The organism is Ruminococcus sp. AF20-12LB, from assembly GCF_003478985.1.
In the GTDB taxonomy this organism is placed as follows: Bacteria; Bacillota; Clostridia; order Lachnospirales; family Lachnospiraceae; genus Blautia_A.
The window spans coordinates 43,729-65,632 of the sequence record NZ_QUGH01000001.1 but is presented as its reverse complement, the minus strand read 5'-3'; the positions used below and the strand labels follow the sequence as shown (position 1 = coordinate 65,632).

Annotated in this window: 12 protein-coding genes and 1 other annotated feature; of the genes, 2 read left to right on the top strand and 10 right to left on the bottom strand. The window is 46.6% G+C overall.

Features of this window, described 5'->3' with window-relative positions:
* The first annotated feature begins 37 nt into the window (after positions 1 to 37).
* Positions 38 to 2,707, top strand: a complete 2,670-nt coding sequence (locus tag DWX61_RS00260) for a CAP domain-containing protein (RefSeq protein WP_118623194.1) — start codon at positions 38 to 40, stop codon at positions 2,705 to 2,707.
* Positions 2,708 to 2,808: 101 nt separating this feature from the next.
* Here the strand turns inward: DWX61_RS00260 and DWX61_RS00255 are convergent, their stop codons facing one another.
* From DWX61_RS00255 to DWX61_RS00210, 10 genes are all read right to left on the bottom strand, one after another.
* Entirely contained in the window at positions 2,809 to 4,035 is a 1,227-nt protein-coding gene (locus DWX61_RS00255) for a hypothetical protein (protein ID WP_118512716.1), read from the bottom strand.
* Positions 4,036 to 4,077: 42 nt separating this feature from the next.
* Entirely contained in the window at positions 4,078 to 4,893 is an 816-nt protein-coding gene (locus DWX61_RS00250) for a PP2C family protein-serine/threonine phosphatase (protein WP_118512717.1), read from the bottom strand.
* A 30-nt stretch (positions 4,894 to 4,923) separates the two neighbouring features.
* Positions 4,924 to 6,873 carry a serine/threonine protein kinase gene (locus DWX61_RS00245; protein WP_118623192.1) on the bottom strand — a complete coding sequence of 650 codons (1,950 nt, stop codon included), beginning with the start codon at positions 6,871 to 6,873 and terminating at the stop codon, positions 4,924 to 4,926.
* A gap of 98 nt (positions 6,874 to 6,971) precedes the next feature.
* Positions 6,972 to 10,670: a DNA-directed RNA polymerase subunit beta' gene (rpoC, locus tag DWX61_RS00240; RefSeq protein WP_118623190.1), complete on the bottom strand. Its 3,699-nt coding sequence runs from the start codon at positions 10,668 to 10,670 to the stop codon at positions 6,972 to 6,974.
* A gap of 17 nt (positions 10,671 to 10,687) precedes the next feature.
* Positions 10,688 to 14,545, bottom strand: coding sequence for a DNA-directed RNA polymerase subunit beta (gene rpoB, locus DWX61_RS00235; RefSeq protein WP_118623188.1), 3,858 nt, complete (start codon positions 14,543 to 14,545; stop codon positions 10,688 to 10,690).
* A 207-nt stretch (positions 14,546 to 14,752) separates the two neighbouring features.
* On the bottom strand, positions 14,753 to 17,413 hold the full coding sequence (locus DWX61_RS00230; RefSeq protein WP_118623186.1) for a right-handed parallel beta-helix repeat-containing protein: 2,661 nt from the start codon (positions 17,411 to 17,413) through the stop codon (positions 14,753 to 14,755).
* A gap of 127 nt (positions 17,414 to 17,540) precedes the next feature.
* Positions 17,541 to 17,915, bottom strand: coding sequence for a 50S ribosomal protein L7/L12 (rplL, locus tag DWX61_RS00225; RefSeq protein WP_015526302.1), 375 nt, complete (start codon positions 17,913 to 17,915; stop codon positions 17,541 to 17,543).
* Positions 17,916 to 17,990: 75 nt separating this feature from the next.
* Positions 17,991 to 18,500 (bottom strand): 50S ribosomal protein L10, encoded by a 510-nt coding sequence (gene rplJ / locus DWX61_RS00220; RefSeq protein WP_118512722.1) that lies wholly within the window; start codon positions 18,498 to 18,500, stop codon positions 17,991 to 17,993.
* Between the two features lie 51 nt (positions 18,501 to 18,551).
* Positions 18,552 to 18,688 (bottom strand) — a sequence feature (ribosomal protein L10 leader region).
* Between the two features lie 51 nt (positions 18,689 to 18,739).
* Positions 18,740 to 19,369 carry a uracil phosphoribosyltransferase gene (gene upp / locus DWX61_RS00215; protein WP_118623620.1) on the bottom strand — a complete coding sequence of 210 codons (630 nt, stop codon included), beginning with the start codon at positions 19,367 to 19,369 and terminating at the stop codon, positions 18,740 to 18,742.
* 156 nt (positions 19,370 to 19,525) lie between these two features.
* Positions 19,526 to 20,404, bottom strand: a complete 879-nt coding sequence (locus DWX61_RS00210; protein ID WP_118623184.1) for a Cof-type HAD-IIB family hydrolase — start codon at positions 20,402 to 20,404, stop codon at positions 19,526 to 19,528.
* A 331-nt stretch (positions 20,405 to 20,735) separates the two neighbouring features.
* Here DWX61_RS00210 and DWX61_RS00205 point away from each other — a divergent pair, with 331 nt between their 5' ends.
* Positions 20,736 to 21,872 (top strand): FAD:protein FMN transferase, encoded by a 1,137-nt coding sequence (locus DWX61_RS00205; protein ID WP_118623182.1) that lies wholly within the window; start codon positions 20,736 to 20,738, stop codon positions 21,870 to 21,872.
* Positions 21,873 to 21,904 lie beyond the last annotated feature (32 nt).

Genomic DNA, 21,904 nt, shown 5'->3' with positions numbered 1-21,904 from the left:
GAAAACATCTACATTTTTTACCGAAAAGGAAAACATCATGAACGAGACAAAAGAGGAAAAAACAAGACATTTATTCTGGCCGGCGCTGCTGCTCCTGCTTCTTCTGCTGGCACCAGTCCACATGGTCCGTGTGCAGGCAGCCTCTGACCAGAGTACAGTTGAGCTGAAACTCAGCCAGGGTATCCGCCGCTATGACTATGCTTACCAGGTCCTTGATCTGGTAAATCAGGAGCGTGCCAAAAAGAACCGGAATCCTGTCACTATGGATAAGAACCTTCTGGAATGCGCCATGACCAGAGCAGAAGAACTGACCGTTTACGCCAGTCATACCCGTCCCAATGGTTCCATCTGTTTTTCAGCCTTTCCTTATTTTGAGGATCCAAGTGAAAATCTTGCGATCAACCAGGGAACTCCTGAAGAAGTTATGGAATCATGGATCGAATCTTCCGGACATTACACGAACATCATGAATTCCAAAAATGTTTCTGCCGGAATCGGCTGCTACTCACAGAACGGTCATCTCTACTGGATCCAGTGCTTTTCTTCTCACGCAGCAGAAACCTGCACACAGCCTGCCAACCAGAATGTCTCCCCTGTTCTTTCCGTGCTTCCACGCCTAATGAACATCCATTTTAATGTATCTTCTCCTGTAAAATTCACAGAAGAACAGAAGACTCTGACCATTTATGCAACCTGTAACGGATTCAGCTATATGAGTTCCAGCCTCGACCCGTCTTCTTTTACATGGTCAACAGGTGATCCATCTGTTGCTACTGTGGATCAGAGTGGTGTGATCCGGCTGAAAAGTAAAGGAAACACAACAGTTACCGCAACACTGAAATCCTGCCCTGACAAAATACTGACTGCAGATCTCAATGCCTACTATGATCTGGAAGATTCCAAAGAAACATCCCTGACCTATACAGGTTCCTGGAAGTATACCGGAAAGCCTATTACTTTTTCCCCTGTACTTAAGTTTCATGACCGCACACTGACTGAGGGAAAAGATTACACTCTGTCTTTCTCCAACAATCAAAACAGCGGTGTGGGAACTTTCACGATCACAGGTCTTGGCCTTTATTCCGGAACTCTGACGAATAATTTCGGTATCTGGCAGATCAATCTCTCTCAGGCAGAGGTTACTTTTTCCCAGTCCTCCTATCTGTATACCGGAACTCCACTGACCCCGAAGCCAACCGTCACATGGAATGGTATAACCCTGACAGAAAATGTAGATTATACACTCTCCTGGCATAACAATGCCCAACAGGGAAACGCTTATGTTACTGTCTCCGGTAAGGGAAATTTCACCGGTGAAACAAATAAATCTTTCTACATCGATCTTACCCCGATCACAGAGGCTGAAATCGGCGATATACCGGATTATGAATATGCTCCTGGCAAAGAATTCAAGCCGGAGCCAACGGTCACATTAAATGGTGTTACTTTAAAGAAAGATGTTGATTATACCCTTTCTTATTTTGATAACACCATGGCAAGTTCCAGAACCAACAGACCTCGTGTCCATATAACCGGTATCGGCATTTACAGAAGCGGTTTTTCCAAATACTTCACCATCAATCCACTGAAGCTCTCCGGCGAGACGATCGAACTTCCGGATACTAATTGTGGAAATGGATCTGTAACCACTTTCCTGCGGAATCATCTTGTGATCACCTATAATGGCGTACAGCTGACCTCCGACGATTACTCGATCACTTCCCTGCGCTGTTCTGCCGGCAATGAAATCCTTGGTTTTTCTATTTCCTACAAGCAGAATTATTCCGGAACGAGGCAGATGACATCTGTAAAACTCTGTGATCTTTCGGACATTCCGGAACAGATTTTCAGTGGTAATGCAGTAACGCCGAAACCGACTGTAAAATACGGCTCTGCTACACTTCAGGAAGGTACCGATTATGTCCTTTCCTGGGCGGATAACACAAAGACTGGTACCGGATCTGTAACTGTCACCGGAATCAATAAATATTTTGCAAGCCAGACCCTGACCTTTAAAATATCCGCTCCGGCACCGACAGTTACGCCAACTCCGAAACCAACTGCTACTCCAACTCCGAAACCAACCAACACTCCAACTCCAAAACCAACCAGCACTCCGGCTCCGAAACCTTCCGGTACTCCGGCTCCGGCGGTTGTGAAATTAACAGCGCCGGCAATCAAGGCTTCCACATCCTGGAACAGCTGTACACTCCGCTGGAACCGTATAAACAATGCCCGGAGCTATATTCTCTACAGAAAAACAAATTCCGGAAAATACGCAAAGATCAAAACTTTAAACGCAAATACTACTTCATACAAAGACACAAAGATCACTATCGGAAATAAGTATTCTTACGTGATCCGTGCAAGCCGAAAAACATCCTCCGGTTATATCTACAGTCCAACTTCCAAAGCAGTGACCGTGAAACCGAATCTGCTCCGTCCGTCCACAAAGCTTAAAACCCTCAAAGGAAAACAGATACTTTCCTGGAAAAAAGTTCCCGGAGCAACCGGCTATGTCCTCTATCAGAAAAAAGGAAACGGCTCCTTCAAAAAAGTAAAAACCGTTTCCGCCAGAAACTTAAATTATACGTTTAAAACATCAAAGAACACCACATACAGTTACAGAGTGGTTCCATACCGTACTATAAACAGAAAAGCAAAGACAGGACCTGCAAGTGCGGTAAAAACCGGAAAAGCAAGATAACAGCGGATAAGCGGGCAGTCAGGCCAGGCAAATGGTCGAACCAGTCATCCGCATTCAGCAAAAAAGGATGATGCGCAAGCACAATACGCATCATCCTTTTTTCAATTCTTTTCTTCTCCCTCTTCATAGGATTTTTCCCAAATCTCGGAAAATACTGCCAACGGACAGTCTGTCAGCAGGCACATCAGAAGAAAGCACTCATATGGGTTCACTATGTAGATCTCACTCATTTCACAGCGGGCCAGGATTTCCTGAATCTCCTCCAGAAAATGGCGGTATCTTGTATACGGATCATCATCTGCCATCTCCTGAGAGATCACAAAAAACTCCAGCGTGATCAGATCGAACCGCTCCACCGGAAATTTATGGTTCAGGATATTGTTGATCCTCTGGCGGCTGAAGCGCTTCTGGCTGAAATGTTTTGCCAGAATGGATGCGGACATCTTTTTGAGATTTCCCATTTTATTAATAGGAATCCCGCTGCAGATAACCTTTTCCAGATCCGAAGCACTGATATTCTCAGGCTTCCAGATCTTTTTGCCACCGTTTTCTTCCTCATCTTCCTGATACATGGCTGCAATGATCTTCTTTGCCCGCTCCAGAAGGATCATAAATTCCTGAAAAGCCTGGCTCTTCTCTGATTTCGGATCATCATGTCTTCCTTTCAGAAAAGCCAGATATTCCAGAAGCTTTTCTTCACTGTCCAGACAAAGCCCTGTGCCATACACGATCTCTCCGGTCTTTTTTTCCACCGGAGTCATCTGTTTGTAGGTTTCTTTATATTCCTCAGCTTTATAATAGCCAAGATGATTCCGATAGCAATACCAGTAGATCACTTCTTCCGGATTATGAAAATCAAAATCCTGCTCACGAAGCACCCGGGTCAGAAAATCTGAAACATCCTCTGTACTCATCCGAAGTCCGAACCCCAGAAGAAAAACTGTTTCACGCTTCACAGATGCCTGAGTCAGCCAGTTATTCACCAGAGAACTCAGTTTGGCTGATGTAGGTGACATGGATTTCGGTGTGTAGGTTTCCTTGAAGGATTCCACAACGATCTCCCTGTAGACTTCCTGCGGCACCTGGGAAAAAGGCTCCTCAAGCTCTGCACGCTCATACACATATCGTTTCAGATAGTCACCAAAGGAAACCAGTTCCATCTCCTTGTAAAGATAATGAAAAATAACATCTGCATCCTCATCTTCAAAGGAATCCAGACTGACAACCTGGCGGAACTTCTGTGCCGCCTTTCTTGTAAATTCAAAGTCCTTCACTGAATCGAAGGCAACTGTCTGTTCAAAATCAAGATCCTGCATTCGATTTCTCATCACAAATTTTCTCCTTATCCCTTTTCTTACTCCCCGGGGTTATTACCGTCCGGTACTGTGGCGTTCTGCCCAGCGTTTGAGAAGATTTTTTTCTTCATAGCCGCTGATCTGTGCAAGGACCAGTGTCACATTATCTCTGCCGCCTCTTTCCAATGCCTGTTCCAGGATCTTACCTACTTTTTCTTCTGCGGTTTCTGTCCCGTCAAGGATATTCTGAAGCTCCTGATCAGAAAGCATGTCTGTCACTCCATCTGAACAGATCAGATACGAGCTCCCCGGCTGATAACCGATCTCCACGATAGAAGGCTCCAATGCCATGTTTTCTTCCTGGAAGCCCAGATACTGCGTCAGCGGAGCTTTTCCCAGCATTTTCCCACCGATCACATGGTCCGTGGAAATCTGCTGGAGCTTCCCCTGAAAATGACGGTAGATACGGCTATCCCCAAGGTTGCAGGCATAGATCGCCTTTTCACTGAAAGACAAAAGTGCCATGGTTGTTCCCATGCTTCTGATACAGTTTTCATTGCTGTAGCGACATACTGCCTCATTCATATTTTCGCAGGCTCCTGTCAGAAAAACCACAGGCTCTTTTTTCAGGGTCTTTTTGTTTTCTTCATAGAAGCCTCCCAGCGCTTCCACAGCTGCAGAAGCTGCCATTTCACCGCAGCTTTCTCCGCCCATGCCGTCAAAAACGGCCAGCATTGGAAGCTGCCAGTGCTGTGTATGACCTGCCAGGATCCCGTCAACCCCCTGGTTGTGCACCGGCAGACGCACTCCGCAGCACCAGAAATTATCCTCATTATTTGTCCTCACCTTTCCGGTGTGACATGTATACGCATAATCAATCTGATAGGCCATTCTTTTTCCTTTCGTAAAACCCCTTCGACATTACTGCTGAAGCTCCACTACAGAATTACTCCAGTATTTGTCTCCCAGTTCTACATATTTATCGTTATCGCTCTCTTTATCATGCACCCTGCCATCTGCATCGATCCATCGGATCAGAAGGCCGTCCTGATAATAAAAATACTGCTTCTCATCTCCGTCCCATACATAAGTATAAAACATCTGCTCACCCCAGTAAAAATATTCCTCATAAACGCCATCTGCGGAACTGCCGGGATATACAAGCACTTTGGCAATCTCTCCTGATCCGTTATAAAAGCGCAGGCGATCCCCCTCTGTGCCTTCACGTCTATAACTGTCCAGAGCATTTTCTATGGTTGTCGCATGGTCACGTATCGTTTCCATTGCCTGCGCGAAGCTTTTATCCGAATTGTCTGCAGTACCGAAATTTCCTTTGTTCAGAGCATCAGAATCATCAGAATCTGTATACGAAGGCTCTCCATTATCCGCAGGTTTCCGTATCGTTCGTACCGCAAGGATCCCGCCGATCAGCACAACAAGGATCCCGGCAGTTATGAGCATTCTGAAAATACCTTTCCGTCTCTTTCTGTCATCGGTTTTTCCGCCATTCTCTGGCACGGACCCCTCCCACTCCTGGAGATTCTGGTCACGGTCGTCTTCCAGATCTGTGATAGAGGTAACTCTGGGCTTTACAGCTCCGGTTTTTCTTGTACCGGGCTCTGACTGAAGGGAACGTCCTGACAGATAACCGGACCGGCTATCTTTTTCAGATACTGCTTTTTCGGATGCAGATTTCTGAGGCTTCTGTATTGTGCTCTGAGCCTTTGGCGTATTCCGGGCTGCATTTTTTACTATTTCTCCGGCTATCGGTTTCTCCGGCTGTACGGATGCCGGCGCAGGATTTCTACGTGCCTGACGGATCGCATTCGTATTCAGCTGACTTGTTCTTGCCAGCTGTCTGGCGGCACCCTCCTGGAGAAACTTCGGCATGGACTCCGGAACAGGTCTTTCCTCCACTGGTTTCTGTTTCTCATGAACTCCCTGTTCTCTGTTTGCCGCTCCATACCGGATTTCTTCCAGTGCTTCCCGAAACTTATCAGGAGTCTGATATCGTTCTTTTGCATCATAGGCACAGGCTTTTAAGATAACGGAGCCGAAAGCCTCTCCTGCATCCACAGGTGATGGCGGTGTTTCGCCTGACATTCTCCTCGTGAGTGCGTTTTCCTTATCTCTGTATGTGATCAGCTGTTTTTCAAGATTCAGAAACGGAAGTCTGTTATGATTCATCAGTTTATATAACACCAGGCCAAGTGCATAAATGTCCACTCTGCTGTCGTACTGTTCTCCCCTGTACATCTCCGGCGCCATATAAGAATAAGTTCCCTTTTTGGAAAGGGTGCTCATGGTTTTTTCCAGTTCTCTGGCGATTCCAAAGTCCCCCAGCTTGAAATCCCCAAACCTGGATACAAAGATATTCTCCGGTTTGATATCTCTGTGAATGATGTGAAGCTGCCCGCAGTATTCCAGTGCTTTACAAAGGTCAATGCCAAGCTTCATCACTTCTTTTTCTGTGAGATTTTTTCCCGCATAATACTCCATGAAGCTTGTGAGATATTCCATGCGGATAAAAACATCCCAGCCAATCTCATCCAGATATTCCATCACCTTGTAATCTTCTACTGATACAATGTGGGAATTTCCCCGGAAATACTCCATGGTGCTTACTTCCTGAATGCACTCCTCCACCAGATTTTCAAAATAACCGCGGACAGATTTTTCATCACCGGATTCTGAGCGCACACTGTCCAGCTCCCCTTTACTGGCGGGGATTGTGATTATCTTAATTGCCGAGTAAAAAGAACGTCCCTTCTCAGTTCTCTGAGCTTTATACACTCTTCCAAAAGAGCCTTCCCCGATCTTGCTTACGATCTTCCATTCCGGCCACGGGGAAATTGGCAGTTCCTTGTCCATCGCAATCCCTCCTCTCTCAGAAAATCCCTGCTTATAAACAGAAATCTCCCTCCGGATTTCCGGGGGGAGATTTATTTATATTAGCAAGGTATATCGACTTATTCTTCTACCGGTGCAGTTTCCTCTGCTGTCTCTTCAACAGCAATGGTCTCTTCCTCCGGAGCAGTCTCAGTCTTCTCTTCCTCTACGGAAATTTCCTCTGTATCCTCAGGCTCCTCGGAGGCTGTTTTTACCTCCGGCATTCCTGTGTCAAGACTAATCTCACTGTAACGCTTCATACCTGTACCTGCAGGAATCAGCTTACCGATGATAACGTTCTCTTTCAGACCGATCAGCGGATCGACCTTACCTTTGATAGCAGCCTCTGTCAGGACTTTTGTTGTTTCCTGGAAGGATGCTGCTGACAGGAAAGAGTTTGTAGCAAGGGATGCCTTGGTAATACCAAGCATAACCTGTTTGCCCTCTGCCGGCTGTTTGCCCTCTGCCTCAAGTTTCTCGTTAACTTCCTCAACATCAAGGACATCAACAAGTGTTCCTGGCAGGAACTCTGTATCTCCGTTATCCTCGATACGGATCTTCTTCAGCATCTGATGAACGATAACCTCGATATGCTTATCGTTGATCTCAACACCCTGCAGACGATATACACGCTGAACCTCACGGATCATGTAATCCTGAACTGCACGCACACCCTTGATTCTCAGGATATCATGCGGATTTACACTACCTTCTGTCAGCTCATCACCGGCCTCAAGAACCTGTCCATCAAGGACTTTGATACGAGAACCGTATGGGATCAGGTAAGTCTTGGAATCGCCTGTCTCCGGATCGTTTACGATGATCTCACGTTTCTTCTTAGTGTCGTTGATCGTGGCAACACCTGGGATCTCTGTGATGATCGCAAGACCCTTCGGCTTTCTTGCCTCAAAAAGCTCCTCGACACGAGGAAGACCCTGTGTGATATCTCCACCGGCAACACCACCGGTATGGAAAGTACGCATGGTCAGCTGTGTACCTGGCTCACCGATAGACTGTGCTGCGATGATACCAACAGACTCACCAACCTGTACCGGCTCACCGGTAGCCATGTTCGCACCATAACATTTTGCGCAGACACCAACCTTGCACTTACAGGAAAGGATGGTACGGATCTTCAGTTTGTCGATCGGTCCGCCTGTCTGATTGCTTACGCCCTCTTTCATAATACGGGCTGCACGCTTCGGTGTGATCATGTGGTTTGCTTTAACAAGGATTTCTCCGTCTTTATTCTTAACTGTCTCACAGGAGAAACGTCCTGTGATACGCTCCTGAAGGCTCTCGATCTCTTCTTTTCCGTCCATGAATCCACGAACTTCCATACCGGAGATCTCTGCTCTGTTCTCACAGCAGTCTGCCTCACGAACGATCAGATCCTGGGATACGTCAACAAGTCGTCTTGTCAGGTATCCTGAATCGGCTGTACGAAGAGCGGTATCGGAAAGACCTTTACGTGCTCCATGAGCGGACATGAAGTATTCCAGTACGTCAAGACCCTCACGGAAGTTTGACTTGATCGGGAGCTCGATTGTATGACCGGTTGTATCAGCCATCAATCCACGCATTCCGGCAAGCTGCTTGATCTGCTTATCGGAACCACGGGCTCCGGAGTCAGCCATCATGAAGATGTTGTTGTACTTATCAAGACCGGTAAGAAGTGCTTTTGTAAGCTCATCATCCGTCTTCTTCCAGGTATCAACAACCTCTTTGTAACGCTCTTCCTCTGTGATAAGACCACGTTTGTAGTTCTTTGTAATACGGTCAACAGTATCCTGGGCCTGCTTGATCATCTCCGGCTTCTGCGGTGGCACGGTCATATCGGAAATGGATACGGTCATGGCTGCACGTGTGGAGTATTTGTAACCCATAGCCTTAACGGAGTCAAGTACCTCAGCTGTTCTTGTTGCACCGTGAGTATTGATAACTTTTTCAAGGATCTGCTTCAGCTGTTTCTTACCTACAAGGAAATCAACCTCAAGAAGCAGTTCGTTTCCAGGTACGCTTCTGTCTACAAATCCAAGGTCCTGTGGAAGGATCTCGTTGAACAGGAAACGTCCCAGTGTGGAATGAACATTGCCGCTGATAACAGTGCCATCCGGCATTGTCTTATGGCAGCGTACAATGATCTTGGTCTGAAGTGTGATGACTTTGTTCTCATATGCAAGAATTGCCTCGTTGACACTCTTGAAGAACTTTCCCTCACCCTTGTTTCCAGGTCTCTCCTGAGTCAGGTAGTAGATACCAAGGACCATATCCTGTGAAGGAACGGCTACAGGACCACCATCTGACGGTTTCAGAAGGTTGTTCGGTGATAACAGAAGGAAACGGCACTCTGCCTGTGCTTCCTGGGAAAGCGGAAGATGTACGGCCATCTGGTCACCATCGAAATCAGCGTTGAACGCAGTACAAACAAGTGGATGAAGCTTGATCGCCTTACCTTCTACAAGGATCGGCTCGAACGCCTGGATACCCAGACGATGCAGTGTAGGTGCACGGTTCAGCATAACCGGATGCTCCTTAATGACGTCCTCGAGGACATCCCATACTGCCGGCTCAAGTTTCTCTACCATTTTCTTGGCATTTTTGATGTTGTGGGAAGTTCCGTTGGCAACAAGCTCTTTCATAACGAAAGGTTTAAACAGCTCGATAGCCATCTCTTTCGGAAGACCACACTGATAAATCTTCAGCTCCGGTCCTACGACGATTACAGAACGTCCGGAATAGTCAACTCGTTTACCAAGAAGGTTCTGACGGAAACGTCCGGATTTACCTTTCAGCATATCGGAAAGGGATTTCAGAGCTCTGTTTCCAGGGCCTGTTACAGGACGTCCACGGCGTCCGTTATCGATCAGGGCATCTACAGCCTCCTGCAGCATACGCTTCTCGTTGCGGACAATGATATCCGGAGCACCAAGCTCCAGAAGTCTTTTCAGACGGTTGTTTCTGTTGATGATTCTTCTGTAAAGATCGTTCAGGTCAGATGTTGCAAAACGTCCTCCGTCCAGCTGTACCATAGGACGAAGATCTGGCGGAATAACCGGGATAACGGTCATGATCATCCACTCAGGACGGTTGCCGGACTCACGGAAGGACTCCACAACCTCAAGACGTTTGATAATTCTTGCACGTTTCTGGCCAGTTGCATCCTGAAGCTCTGCTTTCAGCTCGACGGAATCTTTCTCAAGATCGATCGCTTTCAGAAGCTCCATGATGGACTCGGCACCCATACCTACACGGAATCCCTCTCCGTAAGACTCACGTGCTTCCTGGTACTCACGCTCGGTGAGTACCTGTTTGTACATAAGTCCGGAATCAGCAGGATCCAGAACGATATAGTTTGCAAAGTAAAGCACTTTCTCCAGTGTTCTCGGAGAAATATCAAGGATCAGACCCATACGGGACGGAATTCCTTTGAAGTACCAGATATGAGACACCGGAGCTGCAAGCTCGATGTGTCCCATACGCTCTCTACGAACGGCAGATTTGGTTACTTCAACACCACATCTGTCGCAGACAACGCCTTTATAGCGAATTTTTTTGTACTTTCCACAGTGGCACTCCCAGTCCTTGCTCGGTCCAAAAATTCTTTCGCAGAAAAGACCGTCCTTTTCAGGTTTCAAGGTTCTGTAGTTGATTGTTTCAGGTTTTAAAACCTCACCGTGTGACCACTCTCTGATCTTCTCAGGGGACGCCAGTCCAATCTTGATGGCATCGAAAGTCATTGGCTGATATGTTTCATTGGCGTTCGTTGTTTCTGCCATGTATTCTTTCCCCTTTCTTATTCCTCATCATCAAAGGACTCTTCAAACTCGATCATGTCCTCGTCTTCTTCAATGTCTTCATCTTCTTCTACATTGACAAGTTCTTCTCCACTGAACTCCTGCTTGGTATAGCCGTGTTTACCGAAGGACTCCTCATCTCTGCGTCCTCTGGAATCTCCCTCGATGACGTGACGAAGATCCGTATCTCCGTAATCAGAAGTCTCCATAATGTGAACTTCCTCTCCGTCCTCGCTGAGTACACGTACATCCAGACCAAGAGACTGAAGCTCTTTAAGAAGTACCTTAAAGGACTCAGGAATACCTGGCTCAGGAATGTTATCACCTTTGATGATTGCTTCATAGGTCTTAACACGTCCGATCACATCATCAGACTTCACTGTCAGGATCTCCTGCAGTGTGTAGGAAGCACCATATGCCTCCAGTGCCCAAACCTCCATCTCTCCGAAACGCTGTCCACCGAACTGAGCTTTACCACCCAGAGGCTGCTGTGTTACCAGGGAGTATGGACCTGTGGAACGTGCATGGATCTTATCATCTACCAGATGATGCAGTTTCAGGTAATGCATGTGACCGATGGTTACAGGGCTGTCGAAGTACTCACCTGTACGTCCGTCACGAAGTCTTACCTTACCATCTCTGGAGATAGGAACGCCCTTCCAGAGTGCTCTGTGAGCTTTGTTCTCGTCAAGGTACTGCATAACATCCGGTGCAAGGATATCTTTATATTTCTCACGGAATTCCTCAAAGTCTTCCGTATTAACGTAATCGTTGGCAAGCTCCAGAGTATCCTGGATATCAACCTCGTTGGCGCCATCGAATACTGGTGTTGCAATGTTGAAGCCAAGTGCTTTGGCAGCAAGGCTTAAGTGGATCTCCAGGACCTGTCCGATATTCATTCGGGAAGGTACACCCAGAGGGTTCAGCACGATATCGAGCGGACGTCCGTTCGGAAGGAATGGCATATCCTCAACTGGAAGTACACGGGAAACGACACCCTTGTTACCATGACGACCAGCCATCTTATCACCAACGGAGATCTTTCTCTTCTGTGCAATATAAATACGTACTGCCTGATTTACTCCAGGGCTCAGTTCATCGCCGTTCTCTCTTGTAAATACCTTGGCATCTACGATAATACCATACTCACCGTGCGGTACTTTCAGGGAAGTATCACGTACCTCTCTTGCCTTCTCACCGAAGATGGCACGAAGGAGACGCTCCTCAGCAGTAAGCTCTGTCTCTCCCTTAGGAGTAACCTTACCAACAAGGATATCACCGGCACGTACCTCAGCACCGATACGGATAATACCACGCTCATCCAGATCTTTCAGAGCATCATCGCCGACACCCGGAACGTCACGTGTGATCTCTTCCGGTCCCAGCTTGGTATCACGGGATTCTGCCTCATATTCCTCAATATGGACAGATGTATAAACATCATTCTGTACCAGTCTCTCGCTAAGCAGAACGGCATCCTCGTAGTTATAACCTTCCCAGGTCATAAATCCGATCAGCGGGTTCTTACCAAGTGCAAGCTCACCATTGGATGTAGACGGGCCATCAGCGATAACCTGTCCTGCCTCAACGTGCTCACCCTGGAACACGATCGGTCTCTGGTTGTAGCAGTTGCTCTGGTTGCTTCGCATGAATTTGGTCAGATGGTAATCATCTTTTGTTCCGTCATCGTTCTTGATGGTGATGTCTGTAGATGTGGAACGAAGTACAGTACCTGCTTTTTTCGCAACAACACATACACCGGAGTCAACGGCTGTCTTGGTCTCCATACCTGTACCAACAACCGGAGCCTCTGTTGTAAGAAGCGGAACGGCCTGACGCTGCATGTTGGATCCCATCAGCGCACGGTTCGCATCATCGTTCTGCAGGAACGGAATCAGGGCTGTAGCAACGGAGAATACCATTCTAGGAGATACGTCCATGTAATCAAACATGTGCTGCTCGTACTCCTGTGTCTCTTCACGGTAACGACCGGATACATTCTTATGAATGAAGTGGCCTTCCTCATCCAGAGGCTCATTCGCCTGTGCTACATGGTAATTATCTTCCTCATCCGCTGTCATGTATACAACCTCATCGGTTACACGCGGGTTGGAAGGATCGCTCTTGTCGATCTTTCTGTACGGAGCCTCTACGAAACCGTACTGGTTGATTCTTGCGTAAGATGCAAGGGAGTTGATAAGACCGATGTTCGGTCCCTCAGGAGTCTCGATCGGGCACATTCTTCCGTAGTGGGAATAATGTACATCTCGAACCTCGAATCCGGCTCTGTCTCGTGACAGACCGCCAGGTCCCAGTGCGGAAAGTCTTCTCTTATGAGTCAGCTCACCAAGCGGGTTGTTCTGGTCCATGAACTGTGACAGCTGGGAAGAACCGAAGAACTCCTTAACTGCTGCAGTTACCGGTTTGATATTGATCAGGGACTGCGGAGAAATGCTCTCTGTGTCCTGTGTTGTCATTCTCTCACGTACCACACGCTCAAGTCTGGAAAGACCGATGCGGTACTGGTTCTGAAGCAGCTCACCGACAGCACGGATACGACGGTTGCCCAGGTGGTCGATATCATCATCGTTTCCAAGGCCATACTCCAGATGCATATTGTAGTTGATGGACGCAAGGATATCTTCCTTGGTGATGTGCTTCGGAATCAGGTCGTGGATATCACGTTTGATTGCCTCACATCTGTCCTCAAATGTGTCATTTTCTTCCAGAATTTTTTCGAGTACCGGGTAGTATACTAACTCTGTAACACCCAGGGACTTCGGATCCTCAAGCTCCGGAAGATAATGACGGATATCAACCATAAGGCTGGAAAGGACTTTGATCTCTCTCTCCTCACCCTGGATCCATACGTACGGAACTGCGGAATTCTGTAATGTATCAGCAAGCTCTTTTGTAACAAGTGTCTCAGCCTCAGCAAGGATCTCACCTGTTGTTGTATCTACAACATCCTGGGAAAGCTTGTGGCCTACGATACGTTTATTAAAATGAAGCTTCTTATTAAATTTATAACGTCCGACTTTGGCAAGGTCATATCTTCTCGGATCGAAGAACATTGCCATGATCAGGCTCTCTGCGCTCTCTACTGCAAGCGGCTCGCCCGGGCGGATCTTCTTATACAGCTCAAGGAGACCTTCCTGATAGTTTGTGGAGGTATCCTTTGTAAAGCTGGCAAGGATCTTTGGCTCTTCACCAAACAGATCAATGATCTCAGCATTGGTTCCAATGCCCAGTGCACGGATCAGAACAGTGATCGGAACCTTTCTTGTTCTGTCTACACGTACATAAAATACATCATTTGAATCTGTCTCGTACTCCAGCCATGCACCTCTGTTTGGAATTACAGTACTGGAAAACAGTCTCTTACCAAGCTTATCATGAGCGATCGCGTAGTAGATTCCAGGGGAACGTACTAACTGGCTGACAATAACACGCTCAGCACCATTGATAACAAAGGTACCCGTAGCTGTCATCAGCGGTAAATCTCCCATGAAAATCTCGTGTTCGTTGATCTCTTCTGTTTCCTTATTGATCAGCCTTACTCGAACCTTCAAAGGTGCGGCATAAGTCACGTCACGTTCTTTACACTGCTCGATGGAATATTTTGCATCTTTTTCATCGTATGTGAAATCGATGAATTCCAGACTGAGCTTTCCGCCGTAATCTGCGATCGGAGAAATATCATCAAATACTTCTTTTAAACCTTCGTCAAGAAACCACTGGTAGGAATCTTTCTGAACTTCGATCAGGTTTGGCATTTCCAGGACTTCTTTTTGTCTCTGGTAGCTCATACGCATGCTTTTTCCAGTTTTTACAGAACGAATTCTGTTTTTTTCCATTGACGTTTCACCCCTGTTTTTTTATTATTTATTACAACATGATCCCGCCTGACCTTTAGGCAGGCATATCTAGCCATAATATAGCATCCTCCACTTTAACATAAGAAAAAAAGTGTGTCAAGCACTTTTTTTGATTTTTTTACATTTTTCCCAAAAAAAGCTTCTGTTCCTTTTGTACATACGATGTACAGAATAGAAGCTTCTTATTTATCTCACTTTATCCGTTACCGTTACTGCGTTGCCGTATCTGTCTTTTGACACAAGCTTCAGTACGGTATTCTTTTTCTGTTTTCTTATTTTAATAGTGAAACGGCTGTTTTTGTCCACTGCAGCCCCTCCAAGTCTTGCAGTTTTTCCGGAACGGACGGTGTATGCGGTAACTGTTCTGCTACCAGCTGCCTTTCCGGTTATAGCCGTGCTCTTTTCCGTAACCTTCTGCGCGGACGGTCTGTTGATGCTGCTCCAGCCTTTGCAGTCCTTTGCATACAGTGCCTGTGCTTTTCCGTTTCCGTTGAAGGAATTGGATTTCATGGCAGTGATGACAGAATTATATGCATAAACGCCATTTCCTTTGTTTTTGTACATGCGGTTTCCGGAAATCTCCGAAGCTTTGGCTTTCCAGATCATGAGACCACTTTTTACATTTGAGTAAAAGCTGTTATTTTTTACCCGAATACTTCCTGTGGTATATTCGATCTTTGCTCCGTGGTCTTTGTTTAAAGCGCATGTATTCCCGAGAATGCTGATGTTTCCTCCGGATCTGACCCGGATTCCGGATCCTCCGGCTGATTTCACCGTATTTTTCTCCGCAGTGGAAGCCGCGTTTACTGACTGCAGATATATTCCGTCTCCGCCTGCAGCCGAAACTCCGTTGTCACTGACAAGATTCTTCTCTCCGGAGCCTTTGGCATATCTCGCTTCATTAATATAGATTCCCGCATTGGCAGTTCCCGAAACCGTGTTTCCGGTGATCACCGTTCCTCTGGCATCCTTCGCATAAATACCCAGATTGGAATATGCAGAAGTTTTTTTCATTTTTATCTGGTTTCCGGTTACTGTGTCCGTATCTGCAAGAGAAATACTGACTCCGTTTCCGTATCCCGAGATCTCATTATCTTCCACCGTTACACCTTTTACCGGATACATCCCTTTTGGAATGGCACCCTCTGCCTTCATCTCGTAGCCTTCTATATGAACACCGCTGCAGACCCATGCCACTCCGCCGATGCTGGAGGTTTTTGCAAGGCTGATATAGTTGCCGGCGATCCGGATGTCTCTGTCCTTCTGGGTATCCGGTCCGCCTTCATAGCCCTGGGTCTGATGAACATTTTTGCTTGCGGATATAACATCCACACCCATTCCCACATTTACCATGGTGTTGTTCTCTGCAACAGCATCTTCATAATTCATAAATTCTATGCAGCGTTTTTTTATATTATGGAAGGTATTGTTGGTAACCGTGATCCGCTTATAGGTTTCTCCGGACATCATGCTGTGAGTTCCCACCCCGGAAAAAACATCTGAAAATACATTTCCATCAACAACAAAATCCTCGCAGGTAGTTCCATCGTAAGGCCGGTACTGTGGAAAAACATTCGTCTCATCTGTACAGCAGTCGATCTGGATGCACTCCTGACCGCCGCCTACGTAATTTTTGTAATAACCGCTGAAGGTGCAGCCTGTGATCCTGGCATTTTTCACACCGCCAAATTCCAGAAAATGAGACTTCAGATTATTAAGGAATGTAGCATTTTTGATGGTAACATTTCTGGCATGGCCAATGCAGAAGCCGACAAAACCGCCCGGTGCATCCTTGTCCGCCACGCACTGGTAATTATAATCCCAGGTTCCTCCATCAATAACAATATTCTGGTATCCGTCATATCCGCCCTGGGAATCCTTTGTGTTTCCAAGACGCAGGATCAGATGCTTGGTCGCAGAGGTTTTTGTGATGACCGCACCCCTTGCATACAGATACATATTGCTGTACATACAGAGGGTTCCTGTCAGCTGGTAATTTCCCGGCGGGATAATAATCTTATAGGGTGTTTCCTCTGTGGCCTTATCCTTCAGCTGAAGAAACAGAGTATTCAGCGGAGCTGTAATGTCCTGGCCATCTTCCACAGCAAGCGTTTCCTCCTGATATGTTCCAAGGTCACCCTGGGAAGCCTCCCCTGCGGAAAAGTCCTCCTGGTCATAGAAGTCCTCCGTTTCTTCTGAGGATGCACCGGCAGAAACCTCCGTCTCCTCTCCTGCTTCCATCTGAAGCTCCACAGAAGTCTCCTCGGTCTCATCCGAAAAAACTTCCGCAGCACCGGCAGATTCGTCAGCTGTTTCTCCATCTGCCTCCGTGTCCGTCATTTCCGAAGCACTGTTTTCTTCTGTGTCAGCAGTCTCCGCTTTCTCTTCCGTTTCCGGTTCCGGCGTCACAGATACGGCAGACTCTGCCCCGGCAGCTTCCATATCTGTCTCTGCCGCTTCCGATTCCGGCGCAGCAGACAGGACAGGCTCCTCCACAACTTCCTCTTCTTCCGAAGCTCCGTCAGAAAAATCATTCCGGGCATCAAAAACTGCCGCTGTCTCGTCGCCTTCCTCCTTCACCCAGGAAGCCTGCGATGCAGGAACTACATTTCCGTTATCCAGAACCAGCGGATCCGGATCCTGGGCAGGCATCTCTTCCTCTTCTTCCAGCTGCTCCTGGGCATCCATGGCACTGGCCTGTTCCTGTATCGCAGTCAGCGGATCTGCAGCTTTTACGGAAGATACCGTATTTTTAGAGGAAACTGTCTGCGTCGCTGCCGCCGGAACAGGAATTCCGGTCATTCCAAGCACGCCTGCCAGAAAACAGGCTGCAATCTTTCTTTTCATATTCCAATCTCACTTTCTGTTATGCTTCATCACCAGCTGCAAGTTCTATCAGGTATGGCAAAAAGGCTGCTGCGCCACCGGTAAACCGGCAGTCACAACAGCCTTTAAAACTTCTGATCTGATTGGATTATTTAAGTGTAACCTTAGCTCCCTCAGCCTCGAGTTTAGTTTTGATGTCCTCAGCCTCAGCTTTGGATGCGCCCTCTTTAACAACCTTCGGAGCACCATCAACGATAGCTTTAGCCTCTTTAAGTCCAAGACCTGTAACCTCACGAACAACTTTGATAACTTTAACTTTGTTAGCGCCAACCTCTGTAAGCTCTACGTCAAACTCATCTTTCTCCTCAGCTGCCTCGCCTGCTGCACCTGCTGCTGCTACAACAACACCTGCTGCTGCGGAAACACCGAACTCTTCCTCACAAGCTTTTACAAGGTCATTTAACTCTAATACAGATAATTCTTTGATTGCTGCAATAAATTCTTCTGTTGTTAATTTTGCCATTTTAATTTCCCTCCATTTATAAATTTTAATTAATAATCATGCGGTCATTATGCCGCCAATTGCACGTTGCTGGGATTACTCAGCAGCTGCTGCGTCAGCTCCGCCGTTCTGCTCTGCGATCTGATTAAGCACACGAGCGAAGTTTGCGATCGGAGACTGCATACTTCCAAGCAGTTTTCCAAGAAGTTCCTCTCTTGAAGGAATTGTGGACAGTGCCTGAATTCCGGCCTGATCATTGTAGTTACCTTCAACTACACCTGCGATCAGCTCCAGTGCCGGGAACTGTTTTGCATATTTAGCAAGGATTCTTGCCGGAGCAGTTGCGTCTGTTTCGGAGATAGCGATCGCATTTGTGCCATGTAAATGATCACTGAGGCTCTCAAATGCTGTACCCTCGAATGCACGACGCATCATGGTATTCTTGTATACCTTGTACTGAACACCAGCTTCTCTTAACTCTTTACGAAGAATTGTATCCTGCTCAACTGTAAGACCGCTGTAGTTTACAAGTACAACAGACTCAGCGTTCTTAATGCTGTTAGAAATCTCTTCTACGATTGGTTGTTTCAGTTCTACTTTTGCCATGAAATGGTACACCTCCTTATAGATTTTGTATACCGCCGTCGCAATAAGTCAATCTGTTTAAAAAAAGACCTTACTGCTTCGCAATAAGGCCTTGTGTAATCTTAACTCAGAATACTTGGACCTCGGTAGGCGTTTTAATCCTTATGCCTTACGGCACCTACTGTCTTCGGCAGCGTTCTTAGGTACAATACCATAACAGTGCCGGGTGTGTCAAGTATTTTTTTGAGTTTTTAAAAAAATTATTTTGTTCCAAAAATTCTGTCACCGGCATCACCAAGTCCCGGGCAGATATAAGCATTCTCATTGAGCTCTCTGTCAAGGGAGCCGCAGTAGATCTGTACATCCGGATGCGCCTCATGGAGACGTTTCAGTCCCTCCGGAGCTGCGATGATGCACATAAACTTGATATTCTTTCCGCCCTGTTTCTTGACAAAATCAATGGCAGCCTCGGCAGAACCGCCGGTTGCAAGCATCGGATCAACGATCACTGAAATACGCTCGTCAATAGATTCCGGAAGCTTACAGTAATACTCATGGGGCTCATGTGTTACCGGATCACGGTAAAGTCCCACATGTCCGACCTTTGCAGACGGCACCAGTGTGAGAATGCTGTTTACCATTCCAAGTCCTGCACGGAGGACCGGGATCACTGCCAGCTTCTTGCCTGAGATCATCGGTGTCTTACAGGTTTCTATCGGTGTCTCGATTTCCACTTCCTCTGTAGGAAGATCACGAAGTGCCTCATATCCCATCAGGATTCCGATCTCCTCCACCAACTTACGGAACTCGTTTGTTCCTGTGCTTTTGTCACGGAGCATTGAAATTTTGTGTTTGATCAGCGGGTGATCCATAATATAAACATTTTCCATTTTTTCCATCGTGATTTCCTCTCTTTGTCTGTGTTTTTTGTAAAGCGAACATTCTCATCCCATTCTGCTTTATACCCAAGAACGTAATCCTTTCGCTTTTCTGTATTCATCCTTCTACATTATAATATATATGACACTTTTTCAAAAGGGGTAAAACTATTTTCCCTGATGTTCCAAAACCTGATTGATAGCATAAGCCACACCAAACTCATTGTTGCTCTTTGTGATGTATTTTGCTGCCTTTTTGATCTCCGGAACTGCGTTTTCCATTGCAACGGTTGCGCCGAAATCCATAGAGATCATGGAATAATCATTAAGACTGTCACCAAGAACCATTACCTCATCCATGGTATATCCCAGAGCTTCAATATATTCTTTCAGAACGGGACCTTTCTGTGCCTCCACTGCTGTAACCTCCTGATTATATATAAAAGAAGAAGCTACCGCAACAGCCGGATTTTCTCTCAGCTCATCGCCGAGTTTCTCCAGCTGCTCCACATCTGCCGCAAAAATGAAGATCTTATATACCGGCGCACCGCTGCTTTCCAGAGAACGGATATCGGAAATCCCTTTCGTATTTCCGGCGATCCTGCGGTACTGCGGCGACTTCCGGACGATTTCCTCACTGGTATCTATGTCCATATTAAAAAGGCGGATCTGCTGAATGATCCCGTCTTCAATTTCCTTCTTTGTTCCAATACGGTAATCGTAGCGATCCGTAAAAAATGCCACAGATACCGGGTATTTTTTTGCCGTATTGTAGACCTCGTCACACAGTTCAATAGAGATCGGTGTTCTCTTTACAACCTCCTGCTGCGGATTCCGTACTTCAGCACCACTGCTCACCACATAATCACAGGTCAGCTCTGTTCCCTTCAGTTCCTCCATGGCACCGGGGAAATTCCGGCCGGTGGCAACCATAAAACGGATTCCTGCATCGCAGGCACGCCTGATCGCCGCAAGGGTTTCCGGCGCAATCCTGTGGTCATCACCAAGAAGTGTGCCGTCCATATCACTTGCAATTACTTTTATCATAAAAAATTTCTCCTTTTATCTGTAAAAAATCCGGTCAATCATTCGGATCCATATCATCCATAGCAAATATGTTCTTTTTTCGGAGAAATTATATCTTATATTATTGCAAAATACAATGATTTTTACGACAGGCATATGCCTTTCTGATTTCAGAAATACATGGTATAATGAGATTTCATAAATCTGTCTGATGTCAGTCAGGCAGATATTCGCAATCCGCGTCGCTACTTGATTCGGTTAAATGAATAACCCCATCCACATGTACTACATAGATTTGCATCAAATAAATGCTCTTCAGTCAGGCCAGTCAATCAGAAAGCAGGAGAATATTATGTCAACTTATTTTTTTCATTCCAAAAGAAGCCGCTCGCATTCCCGTTTCTTCTATTTAATATTGTGCACAGTTCTTGTCTGTCCAATGCTCCTTTTCACAGGCTGCGGAAATATCACTGATGCAGATACATCCACCACCGGAAATCAGCCCATCAGTATCAGTAGTATCAAATTGAATACAGCTGTGCAGATCACAATTTACGATTCTCAGGATAAAGCTCTCCTGGATGACTGTCTGGCACTGTGCGATAAATATGAGCTGGTCTTCAGCCGGACAAATGAGAAAAGCGAGCTTTATAAATTAAATCACCGCAAAGATACATCGGATAAAGATCCCAATGCTGACGGGCAGACTACTCCATATCCGGTCAGCGGCACAGCAGACACCTGGCATATATCTGAAGACCTTGCCTCTCTGCTTTCCGAAGGACTCGATATCACCAGGGAATCCGACGGTGCCTTTGACATCGCCATTGCGCCTTTGACCTCTCTCTGGGATTTCACAGCAGAAGATCCGAAGGTTCCGGATGATGCAGATATTCAGAAAGTTCTCCCCCTGTGCAGCTCCAACGGCGTCACCATTGACGGGCAGGATATCACACTTCCCTCTGATGACATCCAGTTCGATGTAGGCGCCATTGCCAAAGGCTATATTGCAGACCGCCTGAAAGATTTTCTGGTAAAAAAAGGCGTAAACAGTGCTATCATCAACCTTGGCGGCAATGTCCTCTGCATCGGCTCGAAGCCTGACGGCACTCCCTTCAAAGTAGGCATCCAGAAGCCCTTTGCAGATCGCAACGAAACAGAGGCTGTTATGGATATCACCGGAAAATCCGTTGTATCCTCCGGGATTTATGAGAGGTGCTTTAAGCAGAACGGAAAATTATATCATCATATCCTGAATCCCCAAACCGGCTATCCTTATGATAACGGCCTGATCTCTGTGACGATCATCTCCGACCAGTCTGTAGACGGCGATGCCTTAAGCACCACCTGTTTCGCCCTTGGTCTGGAGGACGGACTGAAATTTGCAGAGAAAAAAGGCGTGCAGGCTGTATTTATCACAGAGGATTATGAGCTGCATTATACGGACGGATTCCAGGATGAGATCAGGGTCACTGATGTGGAATCCTGAACCATGAAATCTTTTTCAGCAACAACCAAAAA

Excerpts from the sequence above, each read along its gene's own strand:
- DWX61_RS00260 (WP_118623194.1), top strand. The coding sequence starts at position 38 with ATGAACGAGACAAAAGAGGAAAAAACAAGACATTTATTCTGGCCGGCG.
- DWX61_RS00245 (WP_118623192.1), bottom strand. The coding sequence starts at position 6,873 with ATGGACAAGGAACTGCCAATTTCCCCGTGGCCGGAATGGAAGATCGTA.
- upp (WP_118623620.1), bottom strand. The coding sequence starts at position 19,369 with ATGGAAAATGTTTATATTATGGATCACCCGCTGATCAAACACAAAATT.
- rpoC (WP_118623190.1), bottom strand. The coding sequence starts at position 10,670 with ATGGCAGAAACAACGAACGCCAATGAAACATATCAGCCAATGACTTTC.
- DWX61_RS00210 (WP_118623184.1), bottom strand. The coding sequence starts at position 20,404 with ATGATAAAAGTAATTGCAAGTGATATGGACGGCACACTTCTTGGTGAT.
- rpoB (WP_118623188.1), bottom strand. The coding sequence starts at position 14,545 with ATGGAAAAAAACAGAATTCGTTCTGTAAAAACTGGAAAAAGCATGCGT.
- rplJ (WP_118512722.1), bottom strand. The coding sequence starts at position 18,500 with ATGGCAAAAGTAGAACTGAAACAACCAATCGTAGAAGAGATTTCTAAC.
- DWX61_RS00255 (WP_118512716.1), bottom strand. The coding sequence starts at position 4,035 with ATGAGAAATCGAATGCAGGATCTTGATTTTGAACAGACAGTTGCCTTC.
- DWX61_RS00250 (WP_118512717.1), bottom strand. The coding sequence starts at position 4,893 with ATGGCCTATCAGATTGATTATGCGTATACATGTCACACCGGAAAGGTG.
- rplL (WP_015526302.1), bottom strand. The coding sequence starts at position 17,915 with ATGGCAAAATTAACAACAGAAGAATTTATTGCAGCAATCAAAGAATTA.
- DWX61_RS00230 (WP_118623186.1), bottom strand. The coding sequence starts at position 17,413 with ATGAAAAGAAAGATTGCAGCCTGTTTTCTGGCAGGCGTGCTTGGAATG.
- DWX61_RS00205 (WP_118623182.1), top strand. The coding sequence starts at position 20,736 with ATGTCAACTTATTTTTTTCATTCCAAAAGAAGCCGCTCGCATTCCCGT.